The following is a 23,290-nucleotide window of genomic DNA, read 5'->3' on the forward strand; positions in this document are numbered from 1 at the left end:
CATTTTCCATTAGTAGTTGTATCGTAGCATGTCTATGCATATTTTCCAAACCATCATACGTTTTATATTGGATGGAATAGAGCATCAGGGTGTGGGATAACAGCATCAGGGCCGACAGGAAAAAGACGACTGCTATGGGATAGACGGCACCTTTCTCGTTATTGAGGCTGCGTAAAAACATACTCCGCCTCTTCCAGACTGCCTGTGGTGAACTCAGTACGGACCTTCAGCGTATTCCCATCCAATGAGAAATGGCAGGACCGTACACGGGTCAACATGACTTCGTGGCCTTTTCTCTCTTTTTGTTTGCGGATCATATTGGTATACAGTTCAATGTCAAACTCCTCCTCCATCTGGACAACACGGATTCCGCTTCCTCCATCGATGATTTCAAGTGAATCGCTGTTGTTCACGTAACTTTGCAGATCGACCGCGAACAATTGCCACTCCACCCGGTGCGGATCCAGGTCTTCCGTAAAACTGAGCGCGAAACTGTAGAACAACACGATCAGCGGCAGCACCGTCAGCAGCACCAGCATATCGAATATCGACGTGATAAATGAAAAGCCTTTGTCGTCCAACCGGTTTATTCGGCGCATAGCCGCTCCCGTTGCCCTTTGTAATCTGCATAATCGACACAAAGCTCACCAGCCATCACCCAGCTGTAGACGATGCCGTTGACGGTCCGCTGTCCATTTGATGCACCAGTCGAATTTATCTCCCTGGCCGCTTCATGCAAAGTTTCAAATGCGCTGACGCGTTCTTTTTTCTCTTGCAGGCTCTGCTGCATGCTGAGCATAATCGGAAGCAAACTGCCGAAAATGATGAAAACCATGAACAGGCTGACCATGGTTTCTGCCCAGGAAATTCCTTTGTCATTCAGAAAAAACCACTCTCCCTCTCCCGAGATGGACGACTACTGTCTTTTCTCCGCTGTTCGTCGCAAAACGGAAAGTTCCGGACTGGACGACTGAACCGTTTGAATTGAAATAGATTTCGTTGAGGTTGCTGGTCTTCTTTAACGTCACAGTAGCGGGAAGTTTTCTGGATACAGCAACTGATTGCAGATCTGTGAATATTTCGTAGCTTCCTTTAGGTTCCCTGAAAATGATTTTTGCGGTCTGTTTTGAAGCGTAGCTCTGGCTCTGTGCGAAATAGACATCCTGCTGCAGGACCTCAAAAAAACGCTGTTCTTCTTTTTGGACCATTCGGTTTTGATAACCCGGAATCGAGATTGCGACAATTGCCATCAGCACAGCGAGCACCAGCAGCATCTCCAACAGCGTGAAGCCCTGTTCTTTTAGGATGATTTTGTAGATGTCACCACTCCATCAACCGAAATATTCACAACATCACCGTTCGGGCAATCTGTTTCCCCTGTTTTCAAATACCCTTCCGAAACCAGATCTGTTAAAGTCGGAACCACTTTCAGATCCATCCGGTAGGACTCGACCTGCCCCTGGACCATCTGGACAAATGCTTTGCAACCTTTTTCATCAACTGCCGATGATTGTTTCGTGACGTTCGGAATTGCAATTGCAATCAGTACAGTGATGATCAGCATAACAATCAACATTTCAATTAACGTAAATCCTTTTTGGTTTTTTAATAAGCGCATATTCTTCCTCCTCAAATGGTATGGACCAGGTTATACATCGGCATCAGAATCGCCAGATAGGCGCCTACGATACAGACGGCAATCATAATAAAAAAGCTCGGTTGGATAATACGCAGCAAGGCTTGCGTCTGTTGCTCGATCCGCTCCATCAGCACTTCGCTGTATAGAATCAATTCTTTCCCCAAATAGCCCGTCATTTCACCATGCTGGACAAAAGCGGGCATATCTCTGGACACAAATGAAAAATGCGCAAGTGATGTGGAGAATGTCTGACCCATCATCAATTCTTCATGAGATAGCCGTGTCATGAACTGGATGATTTTATGATAGTTTTGACGCTGCAGCAGGTCGAGCGACTCCTGCATGGAAATGCCGCTATGCAGCAAAGTCCCAAGTTCACGCGCCAGCAAATGCGACCAGTACAGCTTCATGAAGCTTCGAAGGACTGGGATGGCAAGCAGCCAGTCGATTTGTTTTTGAATCGCCTGCCGCTTCAAAAGCATCCTGAAGGCAGATACCGAAATGGCCACGGCCGCAAAAATCCCAATGAAAAAGTCAGGCAGACTCAGCAAATAGGCCGGAACGCCGGAACCTTCCTCTCCTGATTGAAGCGACTCCATCATCTCGGTTAGATTCGGCACATAGCTGGTCCGGAAAAACAGGAACAGCACAGAAGTGAAAATCAGCAGGGATACCGGATAGATTAAAATGTTCTTCAACTTTTTCTGCACCTGTTCGGTTCGCGCAAAACTTTTTGCAATGCTGTCTATCGATTCCGGCAAGCGCCCATGGTATTCCGCAATTTCAACCGGAAATAGCACATGGTCTTTAAATCCTAAGAATTTCAGGATTTCTGCCGCATTGCCTCCGCCTTTTAAGATATCGGTAATGCCATCCAAAGTTTCCTGCAGCTTTGTGGTATGCATCGGCAGCAACAGGCTGAGCGCTACCGGCAGCAGGTAGCCTTCTTTCATCAGGACAGCCAGACGTGTCAGGAATTGCTCGCGGTCACGAAGACGGATCTTGTCTGAGTGCATAGGAAGCTTGAATCGCACCGATCTTCACCCCTTCCCGGACTTGCCCATCAAACGTCAAATAACTCGGCAATGTATAGGATTGTTTCAAAACCGCAGACTGCAGCGCCTCCTCGAGCCGCTCGCCATCAAGGATTTCATAGAGGGCACGGTGGCAAGGCTCTGATTGCCCAATGTCCGAAAACATCGGAATGATTTTTTGGGCCGACACCGCAATCAGCGTTTGGGCCATGTCTTCAAACGACACGCCGAGATCACGCAATCTGTGCAGACAGCCGACCGAATGCCTCGCATGGATGGTCGAAAAGACTAAATGCCCCGTCAAGGCCGCACGAACCGCAATTTGGGCTGTTTCAGCGTCTCGTATCTCTCCGATCATGATAATGTCCGGGTCGTGCCGGAGAATCGCTTTTAAGCCTGCAGAATAGCTGAGGCCGGCTTTCTCGTTCACCTGGATCTGCAGAATGGACTGGTTTTTGCGTTCCACCGGATCCTCAAGAGTGATGATATTCCGGTTCAGCTGTTCCGCACAATGTTTCAACAACGAATATAAAGTGGTCGATTTTCCGCAACCTGTTGGGCCCGTAAACAAAATAAGTCCCTGGGACGCTTCGGACAATTTTTCCAGCAGGCGCGCTGAGTCACGGAAAGCTGCCAGTTGATGGATGGATTGTGTGTTAGCGTCGGGCATGATCCGGATGACGATGCTTTCCTTGGTCAATACGGAAGGCAAGGTCGAAATTCGAAAATAATGGGAGAGCTGATCGATGGGAAGTTGAAATGAACCGGTTTGGGGTTTTCTTCGTTCACTCATGTCTAAAAGGGATAGGTATTTGAAATAAGCGATCATGCGATCACCCAAGTCAAAGGGGAGTTGTGTTACTTGCCGCAGGTTTTGGAACGAACGGTAAGAAACGGTGTAGCAGGATGGTTCGGGTTTGATGTGGATGTCTGTCGTGCCATTTTTCGCCGCGTCGTGCAAAAGTTCAACACAGCGGCGTTCGATTATCGATTGCATATCCACCTCCTGTTTCGGTTTGAACAAAGGCTGCTTCTCTGCTCCCACATAGTATAACCGGCTCTTTTTGAGAAAGGAATATTATTCGCCAAAATAAAAATTTGAACCCCGGATACGCGCCAAATCTTATTTTTGGTGTCCGTTGACTTTGGCTTCTGAAGAATGGATCTGTGCCTTTTTCGCGGAAACGATCTGTCGGCTGCAGCCGTCCACCTGTTTGTCACAAAGAAAGATGAACTCGCTGTTTACACACTCACTCTATTTCCTATATAATAAATAAGAGATTATTGTGTTGTGGCAAAGGAGGGATTACCCATGAATAATATGTTTAAATTAATGGGATGGTGGACTGGTATATTTGCAGTTCTCTTTTATGTAGGCGATATGGTTGAAGTATCATTATTAATGGTCGCTAACACCGGATTTTTTGTTCTTCTTGGATTCTTAAATATTTCTGAACGTATGTACTTGTATATTTTTGGCGCCTATCTAACAGTATTTTTCGTAGGCTTCACTTATTACTCTACGTTCATCCACGTTCCTGGTGCTGGACATTAATCAAAATGAAATTAACAAATAAAAGGTCTGTCGGAGAAATCCGACAGACCTTTTATTTGTTTGCTTCTTGACGGTTAACTAATGGCTTAAAAACCGGTAAGGAACGGGTTGCTGTTCATTTCCTGCTGTGGGGTCGTTTCCGGGCCGTGCCCTGGATAGAGGATCATGTGTTCAGGTAGTGTCAGCAACGAGTCGTGGATGGACTTCAGCAGCTTTTTCTCGGAACCATCTATCAGATCCGTTCGCCCGATGCTTCCGCGGAACAGCGTATCGCCGACAATGGCGAATCCTTCATTGCCGAATGAAAAGCTTACACTGCCAGGGGAATGCCCAGGAGTATGAAAAATATCCATCTGGAAAGAACCGATCTGCAGGTGCTTCTCATTTGTCAGCAGGACATCTGCGTCTTTAATCCGGTAATCGGGCAATGCGGCATACTTTCCTGAGCCATTTAAATTAGGCTTGCCCAGCCAGTCCTTCTCCAGATGGTGCAAATAAACCGGAATCGAATAACGCTCCCTTATCTCATCGACTGCTCCGATATGATCGAAATGGGCATGCGTCAACAGAATTGCTACAGGCTTCAGGTTCTTCTTTTTCAACAGCGCATGGATTCTGGCACTTTCTTCCCCGGGATCGAAAATCAGGCATTCCTTCTGATCGTCCGAGATAATGTAACAGTTGGTCTGGACAGGTCCCAGCTCCAATTGGTCGATTTTCAACATCTTCTTCACCTCCCTTCGATTATAACACGCCGCATATTGCAGGACTGTCAAGATAATGACACTTTTTGTCCTCGACAAAACAGCGGATTATCTTTACAATATAAAGAGAACAAAGCGGCACTGGCTGTTTAAGTTGAAGGGAGTGTCATCGATGAGTTGGATTTTAATGGTTATTTTTGGACTTATTGCAATTCTTGCAGCTGTCGGCACCGTACAAACGCTTAAAAACAAAGAAATCCTCGGTTTTCTTTTTAACTTTGGGACGTTTGTAATTTTTGGCGGCTTCACTATTGCTACACTTATCACGCAAGGTTATCCACCAGCACTTCATTAATCAAGAAAAAGCTGATGCCGTCAAACGCATCGGCTTTTTTCATGCAAAAAAAAAAAAAGAGAGGGCGCAATGCGCGCTCTCTTTTTATCGTTCCAGTTCCACATCTGGAATCGTGGTCAACTGGCCATCTTCCTCATCGTAGAAACGCAGCAGGTCTCCATTGATGATCGACTCGGAATATTCAAGTTCTGTAAATGCCTGCTCTATATACGGCGCACACAGTTCCTGTTCTGTCGGTTCACCGGTTTCTTTGTCATAGCAGACATTTCCCGCATAAACCACTTCATCTGTGACGAATCGACCATCGCGGAAAACAACAAATTCCTCATGCTCTTCTGAGAAAAGATCCCCGCCAAACTGAATATCTTTTGACGTATCGATCCCCATCATATTCATGATGGTCGGACGCATATCAATTTGCCCGCCCACTTCATCGTCGACGTAGCCTTCCCCGTATCCTGGAATATGAACAAAGAAAGGAACTTTCTGCAATTCAGCAGAAGTGAAATCCGTCACTTCTTCACCCAGATATTGTGTCATGGCTTCGTTATGATTATCGGAAATTCCGTAATGATCGCCATACATGACAATGATCGAGTTTTCATACAACCCTTTTTCTTTCAGTTCGTCAAAAAGAACTTCTATCGACTCATCCAGATAACGCGATGTCTGGAAATAACGGTTCAATGTTCCTGAATTTGAATCGTATTCATCAATCAATTTATCTTCTTCATCCAACGTAAACGGATGATGATTGGTCAATGTCAGCAAACGGCTGTAAAATGGCTGCTGCATCTCAGTCATATGTTCGACTGATTGCTCGTGGAAAGGAATATCCTTCATGCCCCAGTTGACGGCTTCGCCTTCACCGACTTCAAAGCTTTCAATATCATAGAATTCATCGATGTTCATCGATTCGTACATGATATCGCGGTTCCAGAAGCTCTTTGTGTTGGCGTGCTGGACATTTGTCGAGTAGCCGTTTTCGCCGAGGCTTTCAGCCATGGAATTGTAGGTATTTCCGCTATGGGTAAAGAACACCGCTCCACCGCTTAACGGATAAAGTGAATTCTCGAGCAAAAACTCCGAATCCGAGGTTTTGCCCAAGCCTGTTTGGTGATAAAAATTCTCGAAATAGATCGTATCTTCATCTTCTGTCAAAGAATTCAGGAACGGTGTGATCGTCTGTCCGTTCATTTCACTGTTGATTGCGAAACTTTGCAGTGATTCCAAGGTGACGACGATCAAGTTTCGGCCTTCCGCTATTCCCTTCATATCTTCCGAAGGTTCTATTTGGTTGGCCCGCACATAGTTGTTGGCTTCAACAAGCTCAGAGCCATCAGCCAACGCACGCTGTGCCTGTGATTTGGACTGGACATAGATATCATAGAGATGATAATTGTACATGCCCAAGTTTTTCACCAGCATCTCGCGGTCAAAACTGCGGGTCAGCAATTGTGGACGCTCCGCTTCAGCAAGCCCCAGATTGAAGAACAGGACCGCAAGTGCCAAAACGTAATAGGTCTTGCGCTGTACGGAAGAAGAAACCACTTTATCCTGTTTTACGTTGATGAATTTGATTGCCAGCAGAATAACCAGTACATCTGAAAAGTAGAAAAGATCCGTCCAGAAGACACTGGCTGCCGCACTCGATCCCAGATCGCCGAAGTTCTCGGTCTGGAACAGGACAGGCAACGTGATGAAATCACTGAAAAAGCGGTAAAAGGCGACGTTTCCGTATAGCACAATCGATGTAATGACGGCAATCGATACCATATATCGGTTCTTGGCTTTCTCGCTCTTGAAGAACAGTGATATTCCGTAAATGAATAACAGCATGCTTAAAGGGTTAATGAATAATATGAATTCCTGCAATAAATTCTCAATTGTGATTGAAAAACTGGTCTTATAAACAATATATGTTTTTAGCCATGTCGTGATGATGGCAATTGCCAGTATGGAATGTTTCGGCCATTCTTTTTTCAACATCCGCAGACATCCTCCTAATTCGTTCGAATTCTTTTTAACAATTACATCATAATAGTACAGTATAGAAGAAATTTGCAGTCAAATGAAGTAATTAGCCTTATTCTAGACGAAGAAAATCGGAGAAAGTTTCGTGGGACGAATTTATTTCTTGTCATATTCCAATTTCTTTTGGCGGAGAATAAGGATTGCAGAAGCGTATTCTTTTGCAGAAATAAATTGCAGTCGATACAGCTCCTTGACTTCATCTTCCATCAATTCAAGATCGGCCTTGTAATCAGCTGTATAGATGATTGTGCCATAGCGTTTCAGTAATTGCATGACATCGAATAAATTCTTCATTCACTCACCGCCTCTGCATTGATAAAGCCGCTTTCCGTATAGATCCCTTGTACCGGCAGATCATGGGCTTCCACCGGAATCGACTCCGCTATCTGGCAATCGAAAGCCAAAGAACGTGTGACACCCTGGTAACCTGCCAAAAACCGGTCGTAATAGCCACCGCCAAAGCCGATTCGATAGCCTTGCTTGGAAAAAACCACACCCGGCACAATCAATAGGTCGATGTCACCCGGTTTTATGTATAAAGTTTTCGCAACAATCGGTTCTTGCAATTTCATATAGACCACTTCCAATTGATCCCTGTGCTCGATCATCCGAAAATCCATGCCCCGGCTCGCCGGCAGGCATTTCGGTGCGGCTACTTTTTTGCCCGCAGCCCAGCATTTTTCCATCAAATCGAAAGTATCCACTTCGGGAAATGCGGAAATGGTCATGCCGATGGTTTCCGCTGCCAAAAATGCAGGGTCTTCCATCAAGCGGCTGATCACTTGTTCCGACTTCTTTTTATATTCTTCTATCGCCATATTGTTTAGTGAAGCCAGCACTTCTTTTCGCTGTGTACTTTTATCCATATCAACACCCGCTCCTTTACAAAGAAAAAAGCCAAAACCCTAAAAGGTTTTGGCAATCAATGAATTACTTCGTTTCACGGTGTACTGTCATTTTCTTTTCACGTGAGCAATATTTTTTCATTTCAAGACGCTCAGGGTTGTTGCGCTTATTTTTAACAGTGCTGTAGTTACGTTCGCTACATTCTGTACAAGCTAAAGTGATGTTAACACGCATCGGTATCCCTCCTAATTCTTTCAAAGATCATTTGTAAATAAGCGTGATCTATACGACTTAATTATTATAGCATATTCCGGAATAAAGTCTACTGTAAAAACCCATTAATTTGAACCTTTCAAAATAAAAAGAAGACCGGCAGCTTTTTCGCTCCCGGTACTCATTTATTCTGACATAAATTGTCGATGACGCTCCGACAATCCAGGAGGCAAAAACATGGCCTTGCACTTTTTTATTTGTTCAGATCATAATGCTGTCCGCGGACCATATAAAACAATTGTTCGGCAATGTTGGTCGCATGGTCGGCAGAGCGTTCCATATAACGGCTGATGAATGCCAATTGGGTGATTTGGCTGAGCCTGTCCGGATTTTCTCCTCCCGCACGCATCAGTTTGCGGATGACATCCCCATATAACTCGTCTACCTGGTCATCCAGTTCAGCAATTTCCTTTGCTTTCACGACGTCCTCTTCGACAAATGCGTCGATTACCTGGCGAAGCATAGCGACAGCAAGTTTCTGCATTTGCTGGATCTGTCCGATCTGCGGCAATAGTTCCTGGTTGCCGATGCGTATAGTCTCTTTTGCGATATTGACCGCATAATCTCCCACACGCTCCATATCCGACGCTACTTTTATCGTGACGATCAAACGCCTTAAGTCAGTCGCCACTGGGGATTGCTTGGCGATCAACAAAATGACCCGGTCATTGATATACTCTTCCAGCTGATTGATATCTTTATCGTCCTCAATCACTTCCAACGCTGCATCCACATCTTGCGAAATCAAGGCCTCCATTGATTTATTCAAGGCGTTGACCGCCATGGTGCTCAGTGAAATCAATTCCTCCTGAGCAGAATTCAATTCAAAGTCGAATTTTTCACGTACTGACAAAAACTCCGCCTCCTTCTTTAGCCGAATCGGCCTGAAATATAGTCTTCCGTCCGCTTATCGGATGGATTTGAAAAAATTGTATCTGTATGGTCAAACTCCACCACTTCCCCATTTAAAAAGAATGCGGTCTTATCTGAAATGCGCGCAGCCTGCTGCATATTATGCGTCACGATGATGATGCTGTAATCCTTTTTCAACTCCTGGACCAATTCTTCCACTTTCAAGGTTGAGATCGGATCGAGTGCCGAAGTCGGCTCATCCATCAAAATGACATCCGGTTCGATCGCTAATGCGCGGGCGATACAGATCCGCTGCTGCTGTCCGCCGGAAATGCTGTAGGCATTTTCGTTCAGGCGATCTTTCACTTCATCCCATATAGCAGCTCCCCGCAAACTTTTTTCGACGATTTCATCAAGGATTTTCTTGTTTTTGATGCCATGGATCCGTGGCCCATATGCCACATTATCATAAATGGATTTTGGAAACGGATTGGGTTTTTGGAAAACCATGCCGACGCGTGTCCGAAGTTCCTCTACTCCATAATCCTGATCAAAGATATTGCGTCCGCGATACAGGATTTCACCTGAAGTTTTAACGGACGTCACCAATTCGACCATTCGGTTCAAGGTCTTGATGTACGTCGACTTTCCACATCCTGAAGGTCCGATGATCGCCGTGACTTCATTTTCCATAATTTCAAGATCGATATTCTTTAATGCATGGTTGTTGCCATACCAAAGATTGAGCTGCTTGGTTTCATAAACCGCCTTTTTTTGAGGCTGGATTGATGCTGTCTCTTTTGCTGGTTTCTTTGTAACAATGGTGGTCATTTGCAGAACCCCTTCCACATAATTTGCGTTAATAACGTTTGTCGAATTTGTTGCGGATGATAACGGCAATGGAATTCATGAACAGCAATACAGCCATCAAAACGATGATTCCGGCTGCTGCCACCGCTTGGAATTCCTGCTGAGGGCGGCTTGCCCAGTCATAGATCTGCATCGGCAGCGCCGTGAAGGTGTCCATGACACCGGACGGCAAAAACTGGATGATGACTGGCACCCCGATGACGATTAACGGTGCCGTTTCTCCGATGGCGCGCGACAGTGCCAGGATGCTGCCGGTCAGAATTCCCGGAATAGCTGCTGGCAGTATGATTTTCAAAATGGTCTGCCATTTAGTGGCACCCATACCGTAGGATGCGTCACGCAATTCACCCGGAACTGCGCGGATCGCTTCCTGTGAAGCAACAATAATAACAGGGAGAATCAATAAACTCATTGTAAATCCTGCAGCTAAAATACTGTTTCCCAGTGCCATAGCACGAACAAATATAGTCAGTCCAAGCAATCCGAAAACGACTGATGGGACGCCTGCCAGATTGGAAATGTTCATTCGGATAAAGTTTGTAATGCGGTTTTGCTTTGCGTATTCTTCCAAGTAGATTGCTGATCCGACTCCCAGGATGATTGAAGTCGGTGCGACAACCATCATTAGCCATAAAGAGCCAACCAATGCGGCTTTGATTCCTGCCTGGTCCGGGAAGCGAGAAGCGAAATTAGTCAAGAAATCAATCGATAGATTTCCCGCTCCTTGCGTAACAATGCGGAAAAGCAAAATGACTAATGCCAATAAAGCCAATAAGGTTGCTGCAAGGAAAATGTATTTGAAGATGGCATTGGCAATCAATCTGCCATTCATTCGTTTGACTACTGTTTGCTGTTCGATGTATCTCATATCAATATTCCTCCCTGAAACGCTTCGAGACGTAGCCCGCAAGGATGTTCATGGCCATGGTGAAAAGGAAAAGCGTGAATCCCACCGCGTAAATGGAATAATAAATTGTTGTTCCGTATCCGGCGTCCCCTTTTGATACCTGCACAATATAAGCGGTCATCGTCTGAATCGAGTCGGTAAAATCACCGTCGAATCGTGGTGTTGACCCGGCAGCAAGTGAAACGATCATGGTTTCACCGATCGCTCTGGATACTGCCAAAACGATTGATGCCACAATTCCTGAAAGCGCTGCTGGTATGGTGATCTTCCAAGCTACTTCAAACTTGGTTGATCCCATCGCCAATGCCCCTTCGCGAATGCTTTTTGGCACAGATGACATAGCGTCTTCCGATAATGAGGCAATCATGGGAATGATCATGATGCCCACGACAATTCCGGGAGATATCGCGTTGAAGATTTTGATTTCCGGATAGATTGCCTGAAGCACTGGTGTCACGAATGTCAATGCGAAGAATCCATAGACAATCGTCGGGACACCTGCCAATACCTCGAGCACAGGTTTTACAACACGGCGAACATTTTCGCTGGCGTATTCGCTCAAGTAAATTGCTGCTGATATCCCAATAGGCACTGCTACGATGATCGCAATTAAGGTCACTTTCAGCGTACCGATAATCAAGGGCCAAATGCCGAATTGTGCTTCGTTATTGGAAAACGGCAGCCAGGTAGTGCCAAAAATAAAATCAAAAATTGGAACACGTGTAAAGAAGGTGATGGTTTCAAATATCAATGTCAAAACAATCCCGATGGATGTCAAAACTGAAACAGAAGCAATCAGGAAAAGAATGATTGGAATGATCTTTTCGAGCACTTTCTTTTTTTTCTTGCCGTTCGACTTCGCGATCATTTCCTGTACAGATGGTCGCATATAGAATCCCCTTTCAACCGCAAAAGGTGAGCAGTGGCTGCTCACCCTCAGACTAAACTAGACTGGTACGTATTTTTATTTCAAAGCTTCTAAAGCAGCTAGACCTTCGTCATACTTTTCCTGTGGCAAAGCAACATAACCGACAGCCTCTGCCATAGCGCCTGCATTTTCAAGCGTGTACTTCATGAAATCGTAGGCCGCTTCGTTTTCAGCCAATGCTTTGTTGCTTGCATAAGTGAACAACGGGCGTGACAATGGTGAATATTCTCCTGATTCAATCGTTTCATTAGTTGGTTCAACCCCATCAATTGTCACGACTTTCAATGTATCCTGATTGGCAACGTAATACGCATAGCCGAAGAATCCAATGGCATTTGGATCTGATTGAATTCCTTGAACCAATGTATTGTCGTCTTCAGAAAGTGTTGCTGAGCTGACAAGATCCTCTTCTTCAAGAATAACTTCGTTAAAGTAATCGAACGTCCCTGAATCTGTTCCCGGTGCATAGAAAACCACTTCTTCATCTGGCCATTCCGGATTAATGTCCGACCATTTTTTAGTGGAACCATCTTCTACCCAAAGTTTTTTCAGGTCTTCAACTGTCAAGTCTTCCACCCAGTCATTTTCCTGGCTGACGACCACTGACAAACCGTCGAAGGCCAATTGGAATTCAGTGTACTCGACACCCGCTTCTTCTAGGCTCGCAGCTTCTTCTTCTTTTATCGGACGTGAAGCGTTAGAGAAATCGGTTTCGCCTTGAATGAATTTTTCAAATCCGCCGCCTGTACCTGAAACACCCACGGTCACTCGGACATCTGGTTGCGCACCTGCATATTCTTCCACTATGCCTTCCATGATCGGTGCCACGGTCGAAGAACCGTCGCCAGCTACAGTTCCTTCAACAGCTGCTTCTTCTCCAGCTGTATCAGAGCTGGTTTGTTCTGATTGTGTACCGGTATCACCAGACTCTTCTGTACTGCCGCATGCACCCAGAATTAAAGCCGATCCAAGAATTGTTGAAGCCATCGCGAATTTCCAGTTTCTCATTGAGTTGTTTCCCCCTATTGATTATGTTTGTTTACATTCTCCACTATAAACAGCATTTGTTGAGGACATATAAAGGCTATGTTAAGAAATTGTAAATTGATTTTTTCTCAATAAAAAACCAGGGAAGTTCTCATTCAAGAGAACTTCCCTGGTTTTTGCTTTACTCGCCTTCCACTATAACTGAATCGCTGTAAGGCGGTTTAATTAGATTAGAGGCGGATCCTGCTTCTTTATTTTTTAGTTCAAAGTATTTATCAGCCGCTGCGCGGGCGATTTCATTGTTGGCTTTTGGCACATTCTTCGGATCGGTCGTGACAAACGGAATCACTACTGCATAGGCGATTTCCGGATTTTCAAATGGTGCGTAGCCGACGTGCGCAATATTGATGGCATAGGCTCCGTTCATTTCATGATCCTTTTCATAGAACCACACTTCGGCTGTTCCGGTTTTCCCGGCTGCCGTATAAGGTGCATCAGCGAACTGGGCTCGAGCCGAGCCGGAACTTCCTATATACACATTGCGCATACCGGTTTGAACCTGATCGATTTCTTCCTGCGTATTATTGATGCGATTCAAGATTTTAGGTTCAATAATGGTTTCGATCGGCCCCAGTGTTTCACCGTCTCTGGAAGCTTTGCGGATTTCTTTGACAACATGCGGCTCCATCCGGAATCCATCATTGGCGATGGTTGAAATATACTGCGCCAATTGCAGCGGTGTATACGTGTCGAACTGCCCAATGGCTAAATCGAGAAGTTTAGGGCCAGGAGAAGTTCCACCAATAAAACCTGGCGCTTCATTCGGCAGATCAATGCCCGTTTTTACGCCAAGTCCAAATTGTGCGAATGAATTCCGCATGACTTCGAAGCTTTTTGGATCCACATACAAACCTCGATTATATTGATATTCGGCTTCTGCAATCTTCAGCGCAATTTTAAACATATAGACGTTGGAAGAACGCTCGATGGCCATCAGATCCGTCATGGGAATGCGGTTGAACAACTGCGTATTGAAAATGGAGTTCTTTTGAGGTGTACTCGCAAATTTCAGCGGTTCATCAATCTGGACTTCATTCAAATCAACTACATCCTGCGAATAACCGGTCAATAGCGTCGCACCTTTGACGGTCGATCCCATTTCATGAGCGGCTGTAAAACTGCCGAACGCGTAATCGTTGATAACCTGCTTGCCGTTTTCATCTTTCCCGAGACGCTTTCCTACCATTGAAAGGACTTCTCCAGTCTGCGGATTCATCATCACCAAGTAAGCATCTTTCACCAATTTAGAACTCGGACCTGCTTTCAACTGGAGCAATTTATCTTCGACAATTTTTTCAAGTTCGCTCTGCAATTCGCTGTCGATAGAAAGAACGAGGTCTTTACCCGCTTCCCCTTCATCTACAGGGAGTGTTTCGATGACGCTTCCTCGACCATCTGTGATATTTTTGACGACCGACTTTTGCCCCTGCAGCACGTCTTCATACTGCTGTTCCAAAAAGCTGATGCCGACGCGGTCGTTGCGCGAGTAATCGCGTGCCAGGTAATAATCCAGTTTATTGGCAGGAATTCCGGTTTCTGGCGTCGTCGTGCTCCCAAGTATCGTCAAATCAGTTGATTTGACGCGTTTCCAATCCGTGACGGTATTGACGCCCTTGAGTTTTGGGTCAGTCAGCCGCTCCGAGACACGCGCAAACTCTTCATCTGTGACGCCCTCATTTTTGATCATTTGGGGAGCCAGTGCATAGCCGGAAGTCATTTCCCGATAGATGGCAAGAATCTCCAAGTCTTCAGCAGTTAAACTCGCCAGTTCTTCGTCAGTGATCTTGTCTCTGACTAAGGAATCCAGCTTACGCTGCTTTTCCTTTTCGGTGATGTCTTCAGCGGCGATTGCCGCTTTTTCTTCATCCGTGACTTTTTTGTTGGCATTTTCGGTGTTCAATTGTATATAAAAATCCTGTTTATCCCGGAGTGTCACTTTGTCATCGTCTTTTTCGATCAAATTCGCCAATTCTTTTGCCACAATCAGCATTTCTTCTCTTTTGGTCGTTTGCATCGCTGTATAAGTGATCGCATTGACCGGTGTGTTGTCGACTTGAATCCGCCCTTCGCTATCAAAGATGCGGCCTCTTGGCACGCTGGTGTTGACAGGGACTTCTTCAGTCCTCGCTATTGCACGTGCGTAGTCTTCTCCTTTAACGATCTGGAGAAACCCTAACCGGAGGATCAGTACGGAAAACAACAAGAAAATGGTGAAAAAGAGGATATTCATCCGAAAGACGGTATTGGACTGCAGTTTCACTCTCGCATGGGATACGCGTCTTTTTTGAGGCGGTTTCATGAGGCGTTTGCTCCTTTCGCAAAAATATCCACTTCTCAGTATATCATCACACAAAAAAAAGCACACACTTTTTCAGACGAAAAAGTGTGTGCAAAGTTTCAATTAGTGACAATTATTTCGATGTTTCGTAACGGTTGGATACTTCTTCCCAATTCACTACGTTCCAGAATGCATTGATGTAATCCGGACGTTTGTTTTGGTACTTCAAGTAGTAAGCATGCTCCCAAACATCAAGGCCAAGCAATGGCGTTTTGCCTTCCATCAATGGTGAATCCTGGTTAGGAGTTGACGTTACTTCCAATTCGCCGTTAGAAAGAACAAGCCAAGCCCAGCCTGAACCGAAGCGAGTTTTGCCGGCAGCTGCGAATTTTTCTTTAAATTCGTCAAAGCTTCCGAATTTGCTGTTGATTGCTTCGCCAAGAGCGCCAGTCGGGTTGCCGCCGCCGTTTGGAGACAATAGCTTCCAGAATAACGAGTGGTTGGCATGTCCGCCGCCGTTGTTGCGAACTGCAGTACGAATTGATTCAGGTACTGCGTTCAAATCAGAAATCAATTCTTCCACAGATTTTGAAGCTAGATCTTCGTGGCCTTCTAAAGCCGCATTTACGTTCGTAATGTACGTGTTGTGGTGTTTTGTGTGGTGAATGTTCATTGTTTCTTTGTCGATGTGCGGTTCAAGTGCGTCGTACGCGTAAGGTAATTCCGGTAATTCATATGCCATGATAAAATTCCTCCTTGAGTCTATTGGTCTACTCTCTTAGCCTATCAAAATTTTCTGACCTACACAAACATAATGCACGGCAAATCCTTTTATTCAGACCTTTGACTGATTTAACCTGATTTAGCAGTCTGTGGGATTGGACCGGTTCAAATGGTGAAAAAGAAAATAACGACCATGACTACCTGAATGATTCCTTTGGTGAAGACGGACGTGATGAATCCGACGACAGAGCCGATTCCGGAAAGAAACGACTTTTTCAAAGAAGATTTATTGAACAGGATTTCTGCAATGATGGCGCCGACAAATGGACCGATCAGGATGCCGATGATGGGGATGACAAAAGGTCCGATGATCAAGCCGATTGTACTGCCCCATAAGCCGGCTCTGGAACCGCCGAACTTTTTGACGCCAAAGGCATTGGCGATGGCATCCGCTCCGAACAGCAGAATGACGAACAGGCTTTGGATCGCCCAGAACCACCAGGGCAGATCGCTGAAGCTGAAAAACAGCCCATACATGACAAAGCCGCCGAAAATGAACAGCACTGCCGGTATGATCGGGTAAACCAAACCGATAAAACCGATTACGAAACAAAGCAGGATGACAATCCAGCCGATTACCTCCATCTTGTATTCCTCCCTATAAAAAAGCTCTCTTCCATCGTGCCCTACATTTTTTAAAATGTAAAGCGTGATGAAAAAGAGCTTTTTGTGTTTTTTGTTATTGCTTTGTGCTTGAAGCGCCCAGATTCTAGTGTCATAAGCCAACCCAGCTGCGTGGCAAAAAACGCCACACTGCTGGTCTGTCTTATGCCCGTCGAATCTACACGGGCGCTTCCGCTTTTCTAATTAAGCTCTGTTACCCAAGATCGCTTCTGCGATATTTACTGCGTGGTCACCGATGCGTTCCAGGTTGCTGACGATGTCGACAAAGACGATTCCAGCTTGTGCTGTACATGCGCCTTCGTTCAAGCGCAGGATGTGCTTTTTACGGAATTTGCGCTCCATTTTGTCGATCAGGTCTTCCTGTTCGGCCACTTCACGAGCCAGCTCATGGCTGGTCGTATTTAATGCATTCAATGCTTTTTGGACCGTTGCAATAGTCAATGTAAACATTTCCGTTAAATCTTCCATTGCATCTTCGGTGATTTTCACTTTGTTGTTTTCCTGATAATCGACCAATTCAATGATGTTTTCAAAATGGTCTCCGATCCGTTCAATATCCCGGACGGTTTCCATCAACATCGTATGGCGAGTGGAATCAGCTGCTGAAATGGATTCAGCTGAAATGAGCACCAGGTAATCTGTGATTTTGCTGTCGAGATTATTGATGGCATCCTCCAGCTGATAACCCATTTCCGCGTTCTTTTTGCTTTTGGTCATCAAATAGGAATAAGTTTCCTGCAATCCTTGGACTGAATACTCGCCCATGCGCAGGATTTCTTCTTTTGCCTGTCCAAGTGCAATTGATGGTGATTGTTCGATGAAATGGATATCGAGATGTTTTGGTTTAAATTCAACCAATACTTCTTCACCCGGGATGGCTTTTGTGACCAAATATGCCCAGGCACCTATTAATGGAAATTGAATAATTGTATTCGCTACGTTAAAGGATCCGTGGGCAAAGGCAATCTGCATTTTCGGTTCTAATGCCAGTACTCCGGATATCCATTCTACGTAAGCGGTAAATGGAATCAGTAAAATCAAGAAAATGACCGAACCGACGATATTGAACAGCACGTGCACTGCTGCAGCACGGCGCGCCGCGATTGACGTCCCTAACGCTGCAAGGACGGCTGTAATGGTCGTTCCGATGTTATCTCCGAACAGAACCGGCAAGGAAGCTGCAAGCGTCAGGATGTTCTCATCGTAAAGCCCTTGCAGAATTGCGACTGTACCACTGGAGCTCTGAACAATCAGCGTAAATACTGTACCGACGACAACACCAAGAATCGGGAATTCACTTAGACTGATCGTCATATCGATGAAGGCCGGCAATTCACGAAGCGGCTTCATGCCCCCGCTCATTAGTTCCATACCGTAGAAAAGTCCACCAAAACCGAAAATGACCTGTCCGATGTTTTGAATCTGATTTTTCTTTAAGAAGAAAATCATTGCGGCTCCGACTGCCATGATCGGTAAAGCGTAAGCTCCGACATCCAGCCCGATGATGAAGGCTGTGACAGTAGTACCGATATTCGCACCCATGATGACACCAATTGCCTGTCTCAATGTCATAAACCCGGCACTAACCAATCCAACAACGATTACGGTCGTACCTGAACTTGATTGAATTAAGATGGTTACGATTATCCCGACCAGGACACCCATGAATGGATTTGTCGTAAAGCGGTCCAGGATGTCGCGAAGTTTATCGCCTGCTGCTTTCTGCAAAGCATCACCCATAAACTTAATCGAAAATAGGAAAATCCCTAATCCGCCAAAAAAGGAAAAGAGGATTTCTTGCCAGTTCATTTCCACGATACTTATTCAACTCCTAAATTTCATATTCACACCTAACCTATTATGAATAGTTTACTTAGAATTTGTAAACACCTTTATTTAAAATTTACATTCCCGTAACAAAGCAGGATTTTTTTCTTCTTCCGACATGGTACGATTATTATATAGATGAAAGGAAGATGATCGTGAATATATATCAATTATTCAAAGCGAGTTTGATGGAACCTAAAAGACAGGCAGCCGTCCGTATTATGACCATCGGCAAAATTATGCAGTTTATTTTTGTTTTTGTGGCTCTTTTGACAGTCGCCTCTTTTGTTGAATGGACCCTCGGTTTAGGTGATACGACCAGCAGTATAGACGGCCTCATTGAATTTGTGGAGGATATTGAATGGCTGCTTTACCCCTTTGCTTTGATTTTTTTATTTGTTTCCACTACTCTTTATCATTTCATCAAGATCAGTTTGTTCGCGCTGATTGGCTTGTGGATATTAAACGCCAGAAAACGCCGCGGTGAATACCGACACTTATGGAGAACGGCCGCTCTCAGTGTCACAGTTCCGACATTGCTGGCATTTATTTTAAGCTTTTTTGATTTCGGCTTGGGCGTTTCACTTGCCACCAGCCTGCTGACCATCCTGTATTTGTATTTGGCTGTCGGTTATTATCCAAAAAAACCACCGATGCAAAAGACACAAACAGTACGTTAAATTATTGTAAAGAACGGTGATAATCAGCCGTCTTTCTTGTCTTTTTGAGCGCTACACTGCTAAAATGGCTATAGGTAACGGAATAGAGCCGACAACTTTTGGGAAATCCGACAGTTGCTGGACAAAGATATGTGAGCCGATAGAACAGGCCACCATCAAAAAGGAGAGATTTTTTCATGAGCGAAATGACACACCGTTCAAAGACACGCCCCGTAAGAGTCGGAGATTTGACGATCGGCGGCAGCAATGAATTATTTATACAGAGTATGGCAACCACCAAAACGCACGATGTAGAAGCGACTGTGGCTGAAATTCTGCGTCTGGAAGAAGCAGGATGCCAGATAGTCCGTGTAGCCTGCCCGGATGAGCGAGCTGCGTATTCAATCGGCGCCATCAAAGAACGCATTAATATTCCACTCGTAGTGGATATCCATTTTGATTATAAATTGGCTTTGATCGCTATTGAACAAGGTGCAGACAAAATCCGCATCAACCCAGGCAACATCGGACGCCGCGAAAAAGTGGAAGCTGTTGTCAATGCCGCAAAAGCAAAAGGCATTCCGATCCGTATCGGCGTCAACGCTGGTTCATTGGAACGCAAAATCCTTGAGAAATACGGCTATCCAACAGCTGAAGGCATGGTTGAAAGTGCCCTTCACCACATTAAGATCCTGGAAGATCTTGATTTCCATGACATCATCGTTTCATTGAAAGCATCAGATGTCAGCCTGGCTGTCGAGGCCTATGAGTTAGCTTCAAAAGCGTTCGATTATCCCTTGCATCTCGGAATCACGGAATCTGGTACCTTGTTTTCCGGCACAGTGAAAAGTGCTGCCGGCCTTGGAGCGTTATTCGCCAAAGGCATTGGCAACACACTTCGGGTTTCATTGAGTGCTGATCCAGTCGAGGAAGTTAAAGTGGCGCGTGAAATGCTGAAGATTTTCGGCCTTTCCTCTAACGCAGCAACCCTGATTTCATGCCCGACTTGCGGACGCATCGAAATCGACTTGATTGCAATCGCCAACGAAGTGGAAGAATACATCTCCCACATCAAAGCGCCATTGAAAGTGGCTGTTCTCGGCTGTGCAGTCAACGGACCGGGTGAAGCACGTGAAGCGGATATCGGCATCGCCGGTGCACGCGGCGAAGGCTTGCTGTTCATGCACGGCAAAACCGTCCGGAAAGTTCCGGAAGAAACCATGGTCGACGAATTGAAGGTCGAAATCGATAAATTGGCGGAAGAGTATTTCGCGAAGCAAGCTGCAGAGAAAAAAGAAAAAGAAATGGAACAACAACAAGTATAAGGTTGTGAGCACATTGAGATACCGTTTTGGAATTGATATTGATGGGACTGTGACTTCACCAACGTCGCTCATCCCTCACATAAATGAAAAGTTCAAGAGTGAATTGACATTGGATGATATCAAGGAATATGATTTGACCGCTGCCCTTCCCCATCTGGCTCAGGGTGAATTCTATTCCTGGTTCCGGGATTCCGAGCCGCAGATTTACGCGGCTTCACCGGTTTCGGAAAATGCCAAGAACATCCTGAACAACTGGAAAGACCAATATGAACTGTATTACATTTCAGCCAGAGGTGACAATGTCCGCGACGTCACTTTCGATTGGTTCGCAGAACATGCCATCGCCTATGACCATATCGAGTTGATCGGCTCCCATAAGAAAATCGAAACAGCGAAGCGCCACAATGTCCATTTGTTCTTCGAGGACAAACATGATAATGCCGTGGAGATCGCAGAAGAGCTGGATATCCCAGTTGTCCTGTTCGACACCCCTTATAACCGGCAGCCGGTACCTGACAACGTCATACGCGTTTACGATTGGCTCGAAGCGAATGAATGGGTCAAAAATGAATTCAGCATCCAGAAGACATTGAGCGGCAAATAGCAGTTGATACCAACAAAAAGCGAGAGTGGGTTTTTCCCACTCTCGCTTTTATTTGCATTCCGGACATTTTCCGTATATTTCAAACTTATGGTTGGCGATTTCGTATGCCGGCAAGGCGGCTCCGAGCATATCCATCGGACACACCGGAATTTCTTTTATCTTGCCGCAATCCATGCAGATGAAATGGTGATGATGGTGATCACTTTCACATTGCATGCGGAAATGGCGCTCACCTGACAATTCCGTTTCTTCCAATATGCCAAGCGATACAAAAGTCGCCAAATTGCGGTACACCGTGTCATAGCTCATGCTTGGATAATCCTTTTGCATGACATCCAGCAAATCCCTCGCCGTTAAATAACGTTCATCATTGGCGAACAACTCCAGAATCTGATTGCGTTTTGATGTTTCCTTAAAACCGTTTTCCTTCAGGATATTCCATGCATTGGTTAAATTCATGCGATCGCTCCTTTTTTAAGTGAAACCATGATCTTTTTATAGGCAATGACCAAAAGCAACAGGAATATAGAAGTGACGACAATTGTGCCGCCCGGTGCCAAATCAAAATAAAAGGCAGTGACAAGCCCCGTGATGACCGAAATCTCACCGAAGACGATAGACAGGATAATTGTCTGTTTAAAGCTTTTAGTCACCCGCATGGCAGTTGCCACCGGAATCGTCATCAACGAAGACACCAAAAGAATGCCGACAATGCGCATAGACCCGGCAATGACCAATGCCGTAACGATCATGAAGATAAAGTGAATCCATTTTGCAGGCAGGCCGGATGCTCTCGCGTATTCGTCATCAAAAGACAACACAAATAATTCTTTGAAAAAGAAATAGATGAATGCCAATACTACTACTGCTATTGCGGCAACAATCAACAAGTCTTCCCTGCTGACAGCTGAAACCGAGCCGAACAAATATCCGAACAAGTCATTTGAAAAACCTTCCGCCAGGGAAATGAAGATTGCCCCGAAGCCGATGCCGGCTGATAAAATGATTGGAATCGCCAGTTCTTCGTAATGCTTGTACAGGCTTCTCAATCGCTCAATCAGTACCGAACCGGCTACTGACGCCGCAATCCCAAGAAACAGCGGGTTCAATAATGCCAGTGAAGCAACGCTTTGGCTTAAATAGAGGCTCCCTGCTATCCCTGCAAGCGTTACATGGCTTAAAGCGTCTGCAATCAACGAAAGCCTGCGGACAACGATAAAGACGCCGAGAAGCGGCGCAATGACCCCGATGATCAATCCGGCCGCAAAGGCGTTCTGTAAAAATTCGTAGGATAATATAGCTTCGATCATGCGTGGCTTCCTCCGATATGGTGAATTTTCCGGACAGAATGGCCGTACCACGCTTCACGCTGTTCATCGCTCATCGTGTGAAGCTGTTCTTTGAATCCGTGGAAATGGATGGTCTGGTTTAAACAGGCCACATGCGTGATCCGGTCTGTCACTGTATCGACATCGTGCGTCACCAATACCAGTGTGATATTCTTGTCACGATTCAGTGAAGCCAGCATATCATAGAATGCCTGGACATTCTGATGGTCGACACCGACAGTCGGTTCATCAAGAATCAGGATCTTCGGTTTAGCCACCAATGCGCGGGCGATGAAAATCCGTTGCTGTTGGCCCCCCGACAGCTCACTGACGCTCCGGCCCATAAAGTCCTGCATGCCAACCGCTTCCAGTGCTTCTGCTACCTCTTGATGGGCAGATTTTGGCAAACGATGGAACAACCCGGTTTTCTTAGCCAGACCGCCTGCTACAACTTCTTCAACTGTCGCGGGAAATCCTGAGTTGAACGAATTGGATTTTTGGGAGACATAGCCGATCCATTCGCGGTTCTTGAAATTTTTCGCGTCTATGCCGAAAAGCTCAATTTTCCCTTTGCTCGGTTTCATGAGCCCCAGCATTATTTTCAGCAAAGTCGATTTCCCGGAGCCGTTCGGACCCAAAATTGCCAGAAAATCGCCTTCCTCCACTTTCATGGAAATGTTATCAAGTGCTTTTGTTTGTTCATATTCAAAGCTGATGTCTTTAATGTCAATCAATGGCGCGACCATTGTGTCGCCTCTTTTCTAATTAATAATGATTACGATTTACCTTAAGAAAGTATAGTAGAGTTCACCGGTATT

28 protein-coding genes are annotated in these 23,290 nt (G+C 45.4%); 5 read left to right on the forward strand and 23 right to left on the reverse strand.

From position 1 onward, the window contains the following. Nucleotides 1-158: 158 nt before the first annotated feature. The 6 genes from comGF to comGA are packed head-to-tail and all read right to left on the reverse strand — an operon-like array spanning nt 159 to nt 3,670. The gene (gene comGF / locus K8U60_RS09755) at nt 159-599 is read right to left on the reverse strand and encodes a competence type IV pilus minor pilin ComGF (RefSeq protein WP_223637856.1); all 441 of its coding nucleotides are present in this window, start codon (nt 597-599) and stop codon (nt 159-161) included. Further along, nucleotides 587-835 (reverse strand): hypothetical protein, encoded by a 249-nt coding sequence (locus K8U60_RS09760; protein WP_223637872.1) that lies wholly within the window; start codon nt 833-835, stop codon nt 587-589. Before K8U60_RS09760 ends, comGF begins: the two co-directional genes overlap by 13 nt. 40 nt (nt 836-875) lie before the next feature. Further along, nucleotides 876-1,319, reverse strand: coding sequence for a competence type IV pilus minor pilin ComGD (comGD, locus tag K8U60_RS09765; RefSeq protein WP_317851923.1), 444 nt, complete (start codon nt 1,317-1,319; stop codon nt 876-878). Then, nucleotides 1,301-1,618, reverse strand: coding sequence for a competence type IV pilus major pilin ComGC (gene comGC, locus K8U60_RS09770; RefSeq protein WP_223637875.1), 318 nt, complete (start codon nt 1,616-1,618; stop codon nt 1,301-1,303). The genes comGD and comGC overlap by 19 nt, the downstream gene beginning before the upstream one ends. Nucleotides 1,619-1,629: 11 nt before the next feature. Next, nucleotides 1,630-2,673 carry a competence type IV pilus assembly protein ComGB gene (gene comGB / locus K8U60_RS09775; protein WP_223637878.1) on the reverse strand — a complete coding sequence of 348 codons (1,044 nt, stop codon included), beginning with the start codon at nt 2,671-2,673 and terminating at the stop codon, nt 1,630-1,632. Next, entirely contained in the window at nt 2,627-3,670 is a 1,044-nt protein-coding gene (gene comGA / locus K8U60_RS09780) for a competence type IV pilus ATPase ComGA (protein ID WP_223637881.1), read from the reverse strand. Before comGA ends, comGB begins: the two co-directional genes overlap by 47 nt. 315 nt (nt 3,671-3,985) lie before the next feature. Here comGA and K8U60_RS09785 point away from each other — a divergent pair, with 315 nt between their 5' ends. Beyond that, a complete protein-coding gene (locus K8U60_RS09785) occupies nt 3,986-4,228 on the forward strand; it encodes a DUF2626 domain-containing protein (protein ID WP_006830462.1) in 243 nt (80 codons plus the stop codon). Between the two features lie 86 nt (nt 4,229-4,314). Here K8U60_RS09785 and K8U60_RS09790 read toward each other — a convergent pair whose 3' ends face one another. Further along, nucleotides 4,315-4,953: an MBL fold metallo-hydrolase gene (locus K8U60_RS09790; RefSeq protein ID WP_223637883.1), complete on the reverse strand. Its 639-nt coding sequence runs from the start codon at nt 4,951-4,953 to the stop codon at nt 4,315-4,317. A 151-nt stretch (nt 4,954-5,104) separates the two neighbouring features. Here K8U60_RS09790 and K8U60_RS09795 point away from each other — a divergent pair, with 151 nt between their 5' ends. After that, nucleotides 5,105-5,287: a DUF2759 domain-containing protein gene (locus K8U60_RS09795; protein ID WP_223637885.1), complete on the forward strand. Its 183-nt coding sequence runs from the start codon at nt 5,105-5,107 to the stop codon at nt 5,285-5,287. Nucleotides 5,288-5,371: 84 nt separating this feature from the next. Here K8U60_RS09795 and K8U60_RS09800 read toward each other — a convergent pair whose 3' ends face one another. From K8U60_RS09800 to K8U60_RS09860, 13 genes are all read right to left on the reverse strand, one after another. Beyond that, nucleotides 5,372-7,276 (reverse strand): LTA synthase family protein, encoded by a 1,905-nt coding sequence (locus K8U60_RS09800; protein WP_223637887.1) that lies wholly within the window; start codon nt 7,274-7,276, stop codon nt 5,372-5,374. Nucleotides 7,277-7,417: 141 nt separating this feature from the next. Further along, on the reverse strand, nt 7,418-7,615 hold the full coding sequence (locus K8U60_RS09805) for a YqgQ family protein (protein WP_223637889.1): 198 nt from the start codon (nt 7,613-7,615) through the stop codon (nt 7,418-7,420). Beyond that, on the reverse strand, nt 7,612-8,187 hold the full coding sequence (locus K8U60_RS09810; protein ID WP_223637891.1) for a 5-formyltetrahydrofolate cyclo-ligase: 576 nt from the start codon (nt 8,185-8,187) through the stop codon (nt 7,612-7,614). Before K8U60_RS09810 ends, K8U60_RS09805 begins: the two co-directional genes overlap by 4 nt. Nucleotides 8,188-8,251: 64 nt before the next feature. Further along, nucleotides 8,252-8,401 carry a 50S ribosomal protein L33 gene (gene rpmG, locus K8U60_RS09815; RefSeq protein ID WP_006830468.1) on the reverse strand — a complete coding sequence of 50 codons (150 nt, stop codon included), beginning with the start codon at nt 8,399-8,401 and terminating at the stop codon, nt 8,252-8,254. Between the two features lie 232 nt (nt 8,402-8,633). Beyond that, a complete protein-coding gene (gene phoU / locus K8U60_RS09820) occupies nt 8,634-9,293 on the reverse strand; it encodes a phosphate signaling complex protein PhoU (protein WP_223637893.1) in 660 nt (219 codons plus the stop codon). 17 nt (nt 9,294-9,310) lie between these two features. Beyond that, nucleotides 9,311-10,123: a phosphate ABC transporter ATP-binding protein PstB gene (gene pstB, locus K8U60_RS09825; protein ID WP_223637895.1), complete on the reverse strand. Its 813-nt coding sequence runs from the start codon at nt 10,121-10,123 to the stop codon at nt 9,311-9,313. Between the two features lie 28 nt (nt 10,124-10,151). Beyond that, complete coding sequence (pstA, locus tag K8U60_RS09830) at nt 10,152-11,030, reverse strand: phosphate ABC transporter permease PstA (RefSeq protein ID WP_223637898.1); 879 nt, start codon at nt 11,028-11,030, stop codon at nt 10,152-10,154. 1 nt (nt 11,031) lies between these two features. Next, the gene (gene pstC / locus K8U60_RS09835; protein ID WP_223637901.1) at nt 11,032-11,958 is read right to left on the reverse strand and encodes a phosphate ABC transporter permease subunit PstC; all 927 of its coding nucleotides are present in this window, start codon (nt 11,956-11,958) and stop codon (nt 11,032-11,034) included. Between the two features lie 75 nt (nt 11,959-12,033). After that, nucleotides 12,034-13,005, reverse strand: a complete 972-nt coding sequence (locus tag K8U60_RS09840; protein WP_223637904.1) for a PstS family phosphate ABC transporter substrate-binding protein — start codon at nt 13,003-13,005, stop codon at nt 12,034-12,036. A gap of 160 nt (nt 13,006-13,165) precedes the next feature. Next, nucleotides 13,166-15,343, reverse strand: coding sequence for a peptidoglycan D,D-transpeptidase FtsI family protein (locus K8U60_RS09845; RefSeq protein WP_223637907.1), 2,178 nt, complete (start codon nt 15,341-15,343; stop codon nt 13,166-13,168). A gap of 112 nt (nt 15,344-15,455) precedes the next feature. Then, nucleotides 15,456-16,064 carry a superoxide dismutase gene (locus K8U60_RS09850; protein WP_223637910.1) on the reverse strand — a complete coding sequence of 203 codons (609 nt, stop codon included), beginning with the start codon at nt 16,062-16,064 and terminating at the stop codon, nt 15,456-15,458. A 146-nt stretch (nt 16,065-16,210) separates the two neighbouring features. After that, nucleotides 16,211-16,690 carry a DUF456 domain-containing protein gene (locus K8U60_RS09855; protein WP_223637914.1) on the reverse strand — a complete coding sequence of 160 codons (480 nt, stop codon included), beginning with the start codon at nt 16,688-16,690 and terminating at the stop codon, nt 16,211-16,213. Between the two features lie 222 nt (nt 16,691-16,912). Next, nucleotides 16,913-18,544: a Na/Pi cotransporter family protein gene (locus K8U60_RS09860; RefSeq protein ID WP_223637916.1), complete on the reverse strand. Its 1,632-nt coding sequence runs from the start codon at nt 18,542-18,544 to the stop codon at nt 16,913-16,915. Between the two features lie 167 nt (nt 18,545-18,711). On the opposite strand from K8U60_RS09860, the gene K8U60_RS09865 reads away from it, so the two are divergent. The 3 genes from K8U60_RS09865 to K8U60_RS09875 all read left to right on the forward strand — a co-directional run bounded on the left by K8U60_RS09865 (nt 18,712) and on the right by K8U60_RS09875 (nt 21,144). Continuing rightward, nucleotides 18,712-19,236 (forward strand): DUF1189 family protein, encoded by a 525-nt coding sequence (locus tag K8U60_RS09865; RefSeq protein ID WP_223637921.1) that lies wholly within the window; start codon nt 18,712-18,714, stop codon nt 19,234-19,236. Nucleotides 19,237-19,412: 176 nt separating this feature from the next. Then, nucleotides 19,413-20,540, forward strand: coding sequence for a flavodoxin-dependent (E)-4-hydroxy-3-methylbut-2-enyl-diphosphate synthase (gene ispG, locus K8U60_RS09870; RefSeq protein ID WP_317851921.1), 1,128 nt, complete (start codon nt 19,413-19,415; stop codon nt 20,538-20,540). Nucleotides 20,541-20,553: 13 nt separating this feature from the next. Beyond that, a complete protein-coding gene (locus tag K8U60_RS09875) occupies nt 20,554-21,144 on the forward strand; it encodes a hypothetical protein (RefSeq protein WP_223637924.1) in 591 nt (196 codons plus the stop codon). Nucleotides 21,145-21,192: 48 nt separating this feature from the next. On the opposite strand, the gene K8U60_RS09880 is transcribed toward K8U60_RS09875, so the two are convergent. From K8U60_RS09880 to K8U60_RS09890, 3 genes are read right to left on the reverse strand one after another with little or no spacing between them, the layout of a single operon-like run. Next, a complete protein-coding gene (locus K8U60_RS09880; protein ID WP_223637927.1) occupies nt 21,193-21,603 on the reverse strand; it encodes a Fur family transcriptional regulator in 411 nt (136 codons plus the stop codon). Continuing rightward, nucleotides 21,600-22,454, reverse strand: coding sequence for a metal ABC transporter permease (locus K8U60_RS09885; protein WP_223637930.1), 855 nt, complete (start codon nt 22,452-22,454; stop codon nt 21,600-21,602). Before K8U60_RS09885 ends, K8U60_RS09880 begins: the two co-directional genes overlap by 4 nt. Continuing rightward, nucleotides 22,451-23,218, reverse strand: a complete 768-nt coding sequence (locus K8U60_RS09890; RefSeq protein ID WP_223637933.1) for a metal ABC transporter ATP-binding protein — start codon at nt 23,216-23,218, stop codon at nt 22,451-22,453. Before K8U60_RS09890 ends, K8U60_RS09885 begins: the two co-directional genes overlap by 4 nt. Nucleotides 23,219-23,290 lie beyond the last annotated feature (72 nt).

This window comes from Planococcus circulans (assembly GCF_020023385.1).
GTDB lineage: Bacteria > Bacillota > Bacilli > Bacillales_A > Planococcaceae > Planococcus.

Bases quoted from the DNA above. Each gene is read 5' to 3' on its own strand.
- K8U60_RS09890 (WP_223637933.1), bottom strand. From the start codon at position 23,218: ATGGTCGCGCCATTGATTGACATTAAAGACATCAGCTTTGAATATGAA.
- comGC (WP_223637875.1), bottom strand. From the start codon at position 1,618: ATGCGCTTATTAAAAAACCAAAAAGGATTTACGTTAATTGAAATGTTG.
- K8U60_RS09880 (WP_223637927.1), bottom strand. From the start codon at position 21,603: ATGAATTTAACCAATGCATGGAATATCCTGAAGGAAAACGGTTTTAAG.
- K8U60_RS09840 (WP_223637904.1), bottom strand. From the start codon at position 13,005: ATGAGAAACTGGAAATTCGCGATGGCTTCAACAATTCTTGGATCGGCT.
- K8U60_RS09785 (WP_006830462.1), top strand. From the start codon at position 3,986: ATGAATAATATGTTTAAATTAATGGGATGGTGGACTGGTATATTTGCA.
- K8U60_RS09810 (WP_223637891.1), bottom strand. From the start codon at position 8,187: ATGGATAAAAGTACACAGCGAAAAGAAGTGCTGGCTTCACTAAACAAT.
- K8U60_RS09805 (WP_223637889.1), bottom strand. From the start codon at position 7,615: ATGAAGAATTTATTCGATGTCATGCAATTACTGAAACGCTATGGCACA.
- ispG (WP_317851921.1), top strand. From the start codon at position 19,413: ATGAGCGAAATGACACACCGTTCAAAGACACGCCCCGTAAGAGTCGGA.
- pstA (WP_223637898.1), bottom strand. From the start codon at position 11,030: ATGAGATACATCGAACAGCAAACAGTAGTCAAACGAATGAATGGCAGA.
- pstC (WP_223637901.1), bottom strand. From the start codon at position 11,958: ATGCGACCATCTGTACAGGAAATGATCGCGAAGTCGAACGGCAAGAAA.
- K8U60_RS09850 (WP_223637910.1), bottom strand. From the start codon at position 16,064: ATGGCATATGAATTACCGGAATTACCTTACGCGTACGACGCACTTGAA.
- K8U60_RS09795 (WP_223637885.1), top strand. From the start codon at position 5,105: ATGAGTTGGATTTTAATGGTTATTTTTGGACTTATTGCAATTCTTGCA.
- comGF (WP_223637856.1), bottom strand. From the start codon at position 599: ATGCGCCGAATAAACCGGTTGGACGACAAAGGCTTTTCATTTATCACG.
- K8U60_RS09845 (WP_223637907.1), bottom strand. From the start codon at position 15,343: ATGAAACCGCCTCAAAAAAGACGCGTATCCCATGCGAGAGTGAAACTG.
- K8U60_RS09760 (WP_223637872.1), bottom strand. From the start codon at position 835: ATGGTTTTCATCATTTTCGGCAGTTTGCTTCCGATTATGCTCAGCATG.
- K8U60_RS09885 (WP_223637930.1), bottom strand. From the start codon at position 22,454: ATGATCGAAGCTATATTATCCTACGAATTTTTACAGAACGCCTTTGCG.
- K8U60_RS09855 (WP_223637914.1), bottom strand. From the start codon at position 16,690: ATGGAGGTAATCGGCTGGATTGTCATCCTGCTTTGTTTCGTAATCGGT.
- rpmG (WP_006830468.1), bottom strand. From the start codon at position 8,401: ATGCGTGTTAACATCACTTTAGCTTGTACAGAATGTAGCGAACGTAAC.
- K8U60_RS09800 (WP_223637887.1), bottom strand. From the start codon at position 7,276: ATGTTGAAAAAAGAATGGCCGAAACATTCCATACTGGCAATTGCCATC.
- comGA (WP_223637881.1), bottom strand. From the start codon at position 3,670: ATGCAATCGATAATCGAACGCCGCTGTGTTGAACTTTTGCACGACGCG.
- pstB (WP_223637895.1), bottom strand. From the start codon at position 10,123: ATGACCACCATTGTTACAAAGAAACCAGCAAAAGAGACAGCATCAATC.
- K8U60_RS09790 (WP_223637883.1), bottom strand. From the start codon at position 4,953: ATGTTGAAAATCGACCAATTGGAGCTGGGACCTGTCCAGACCAACTGT.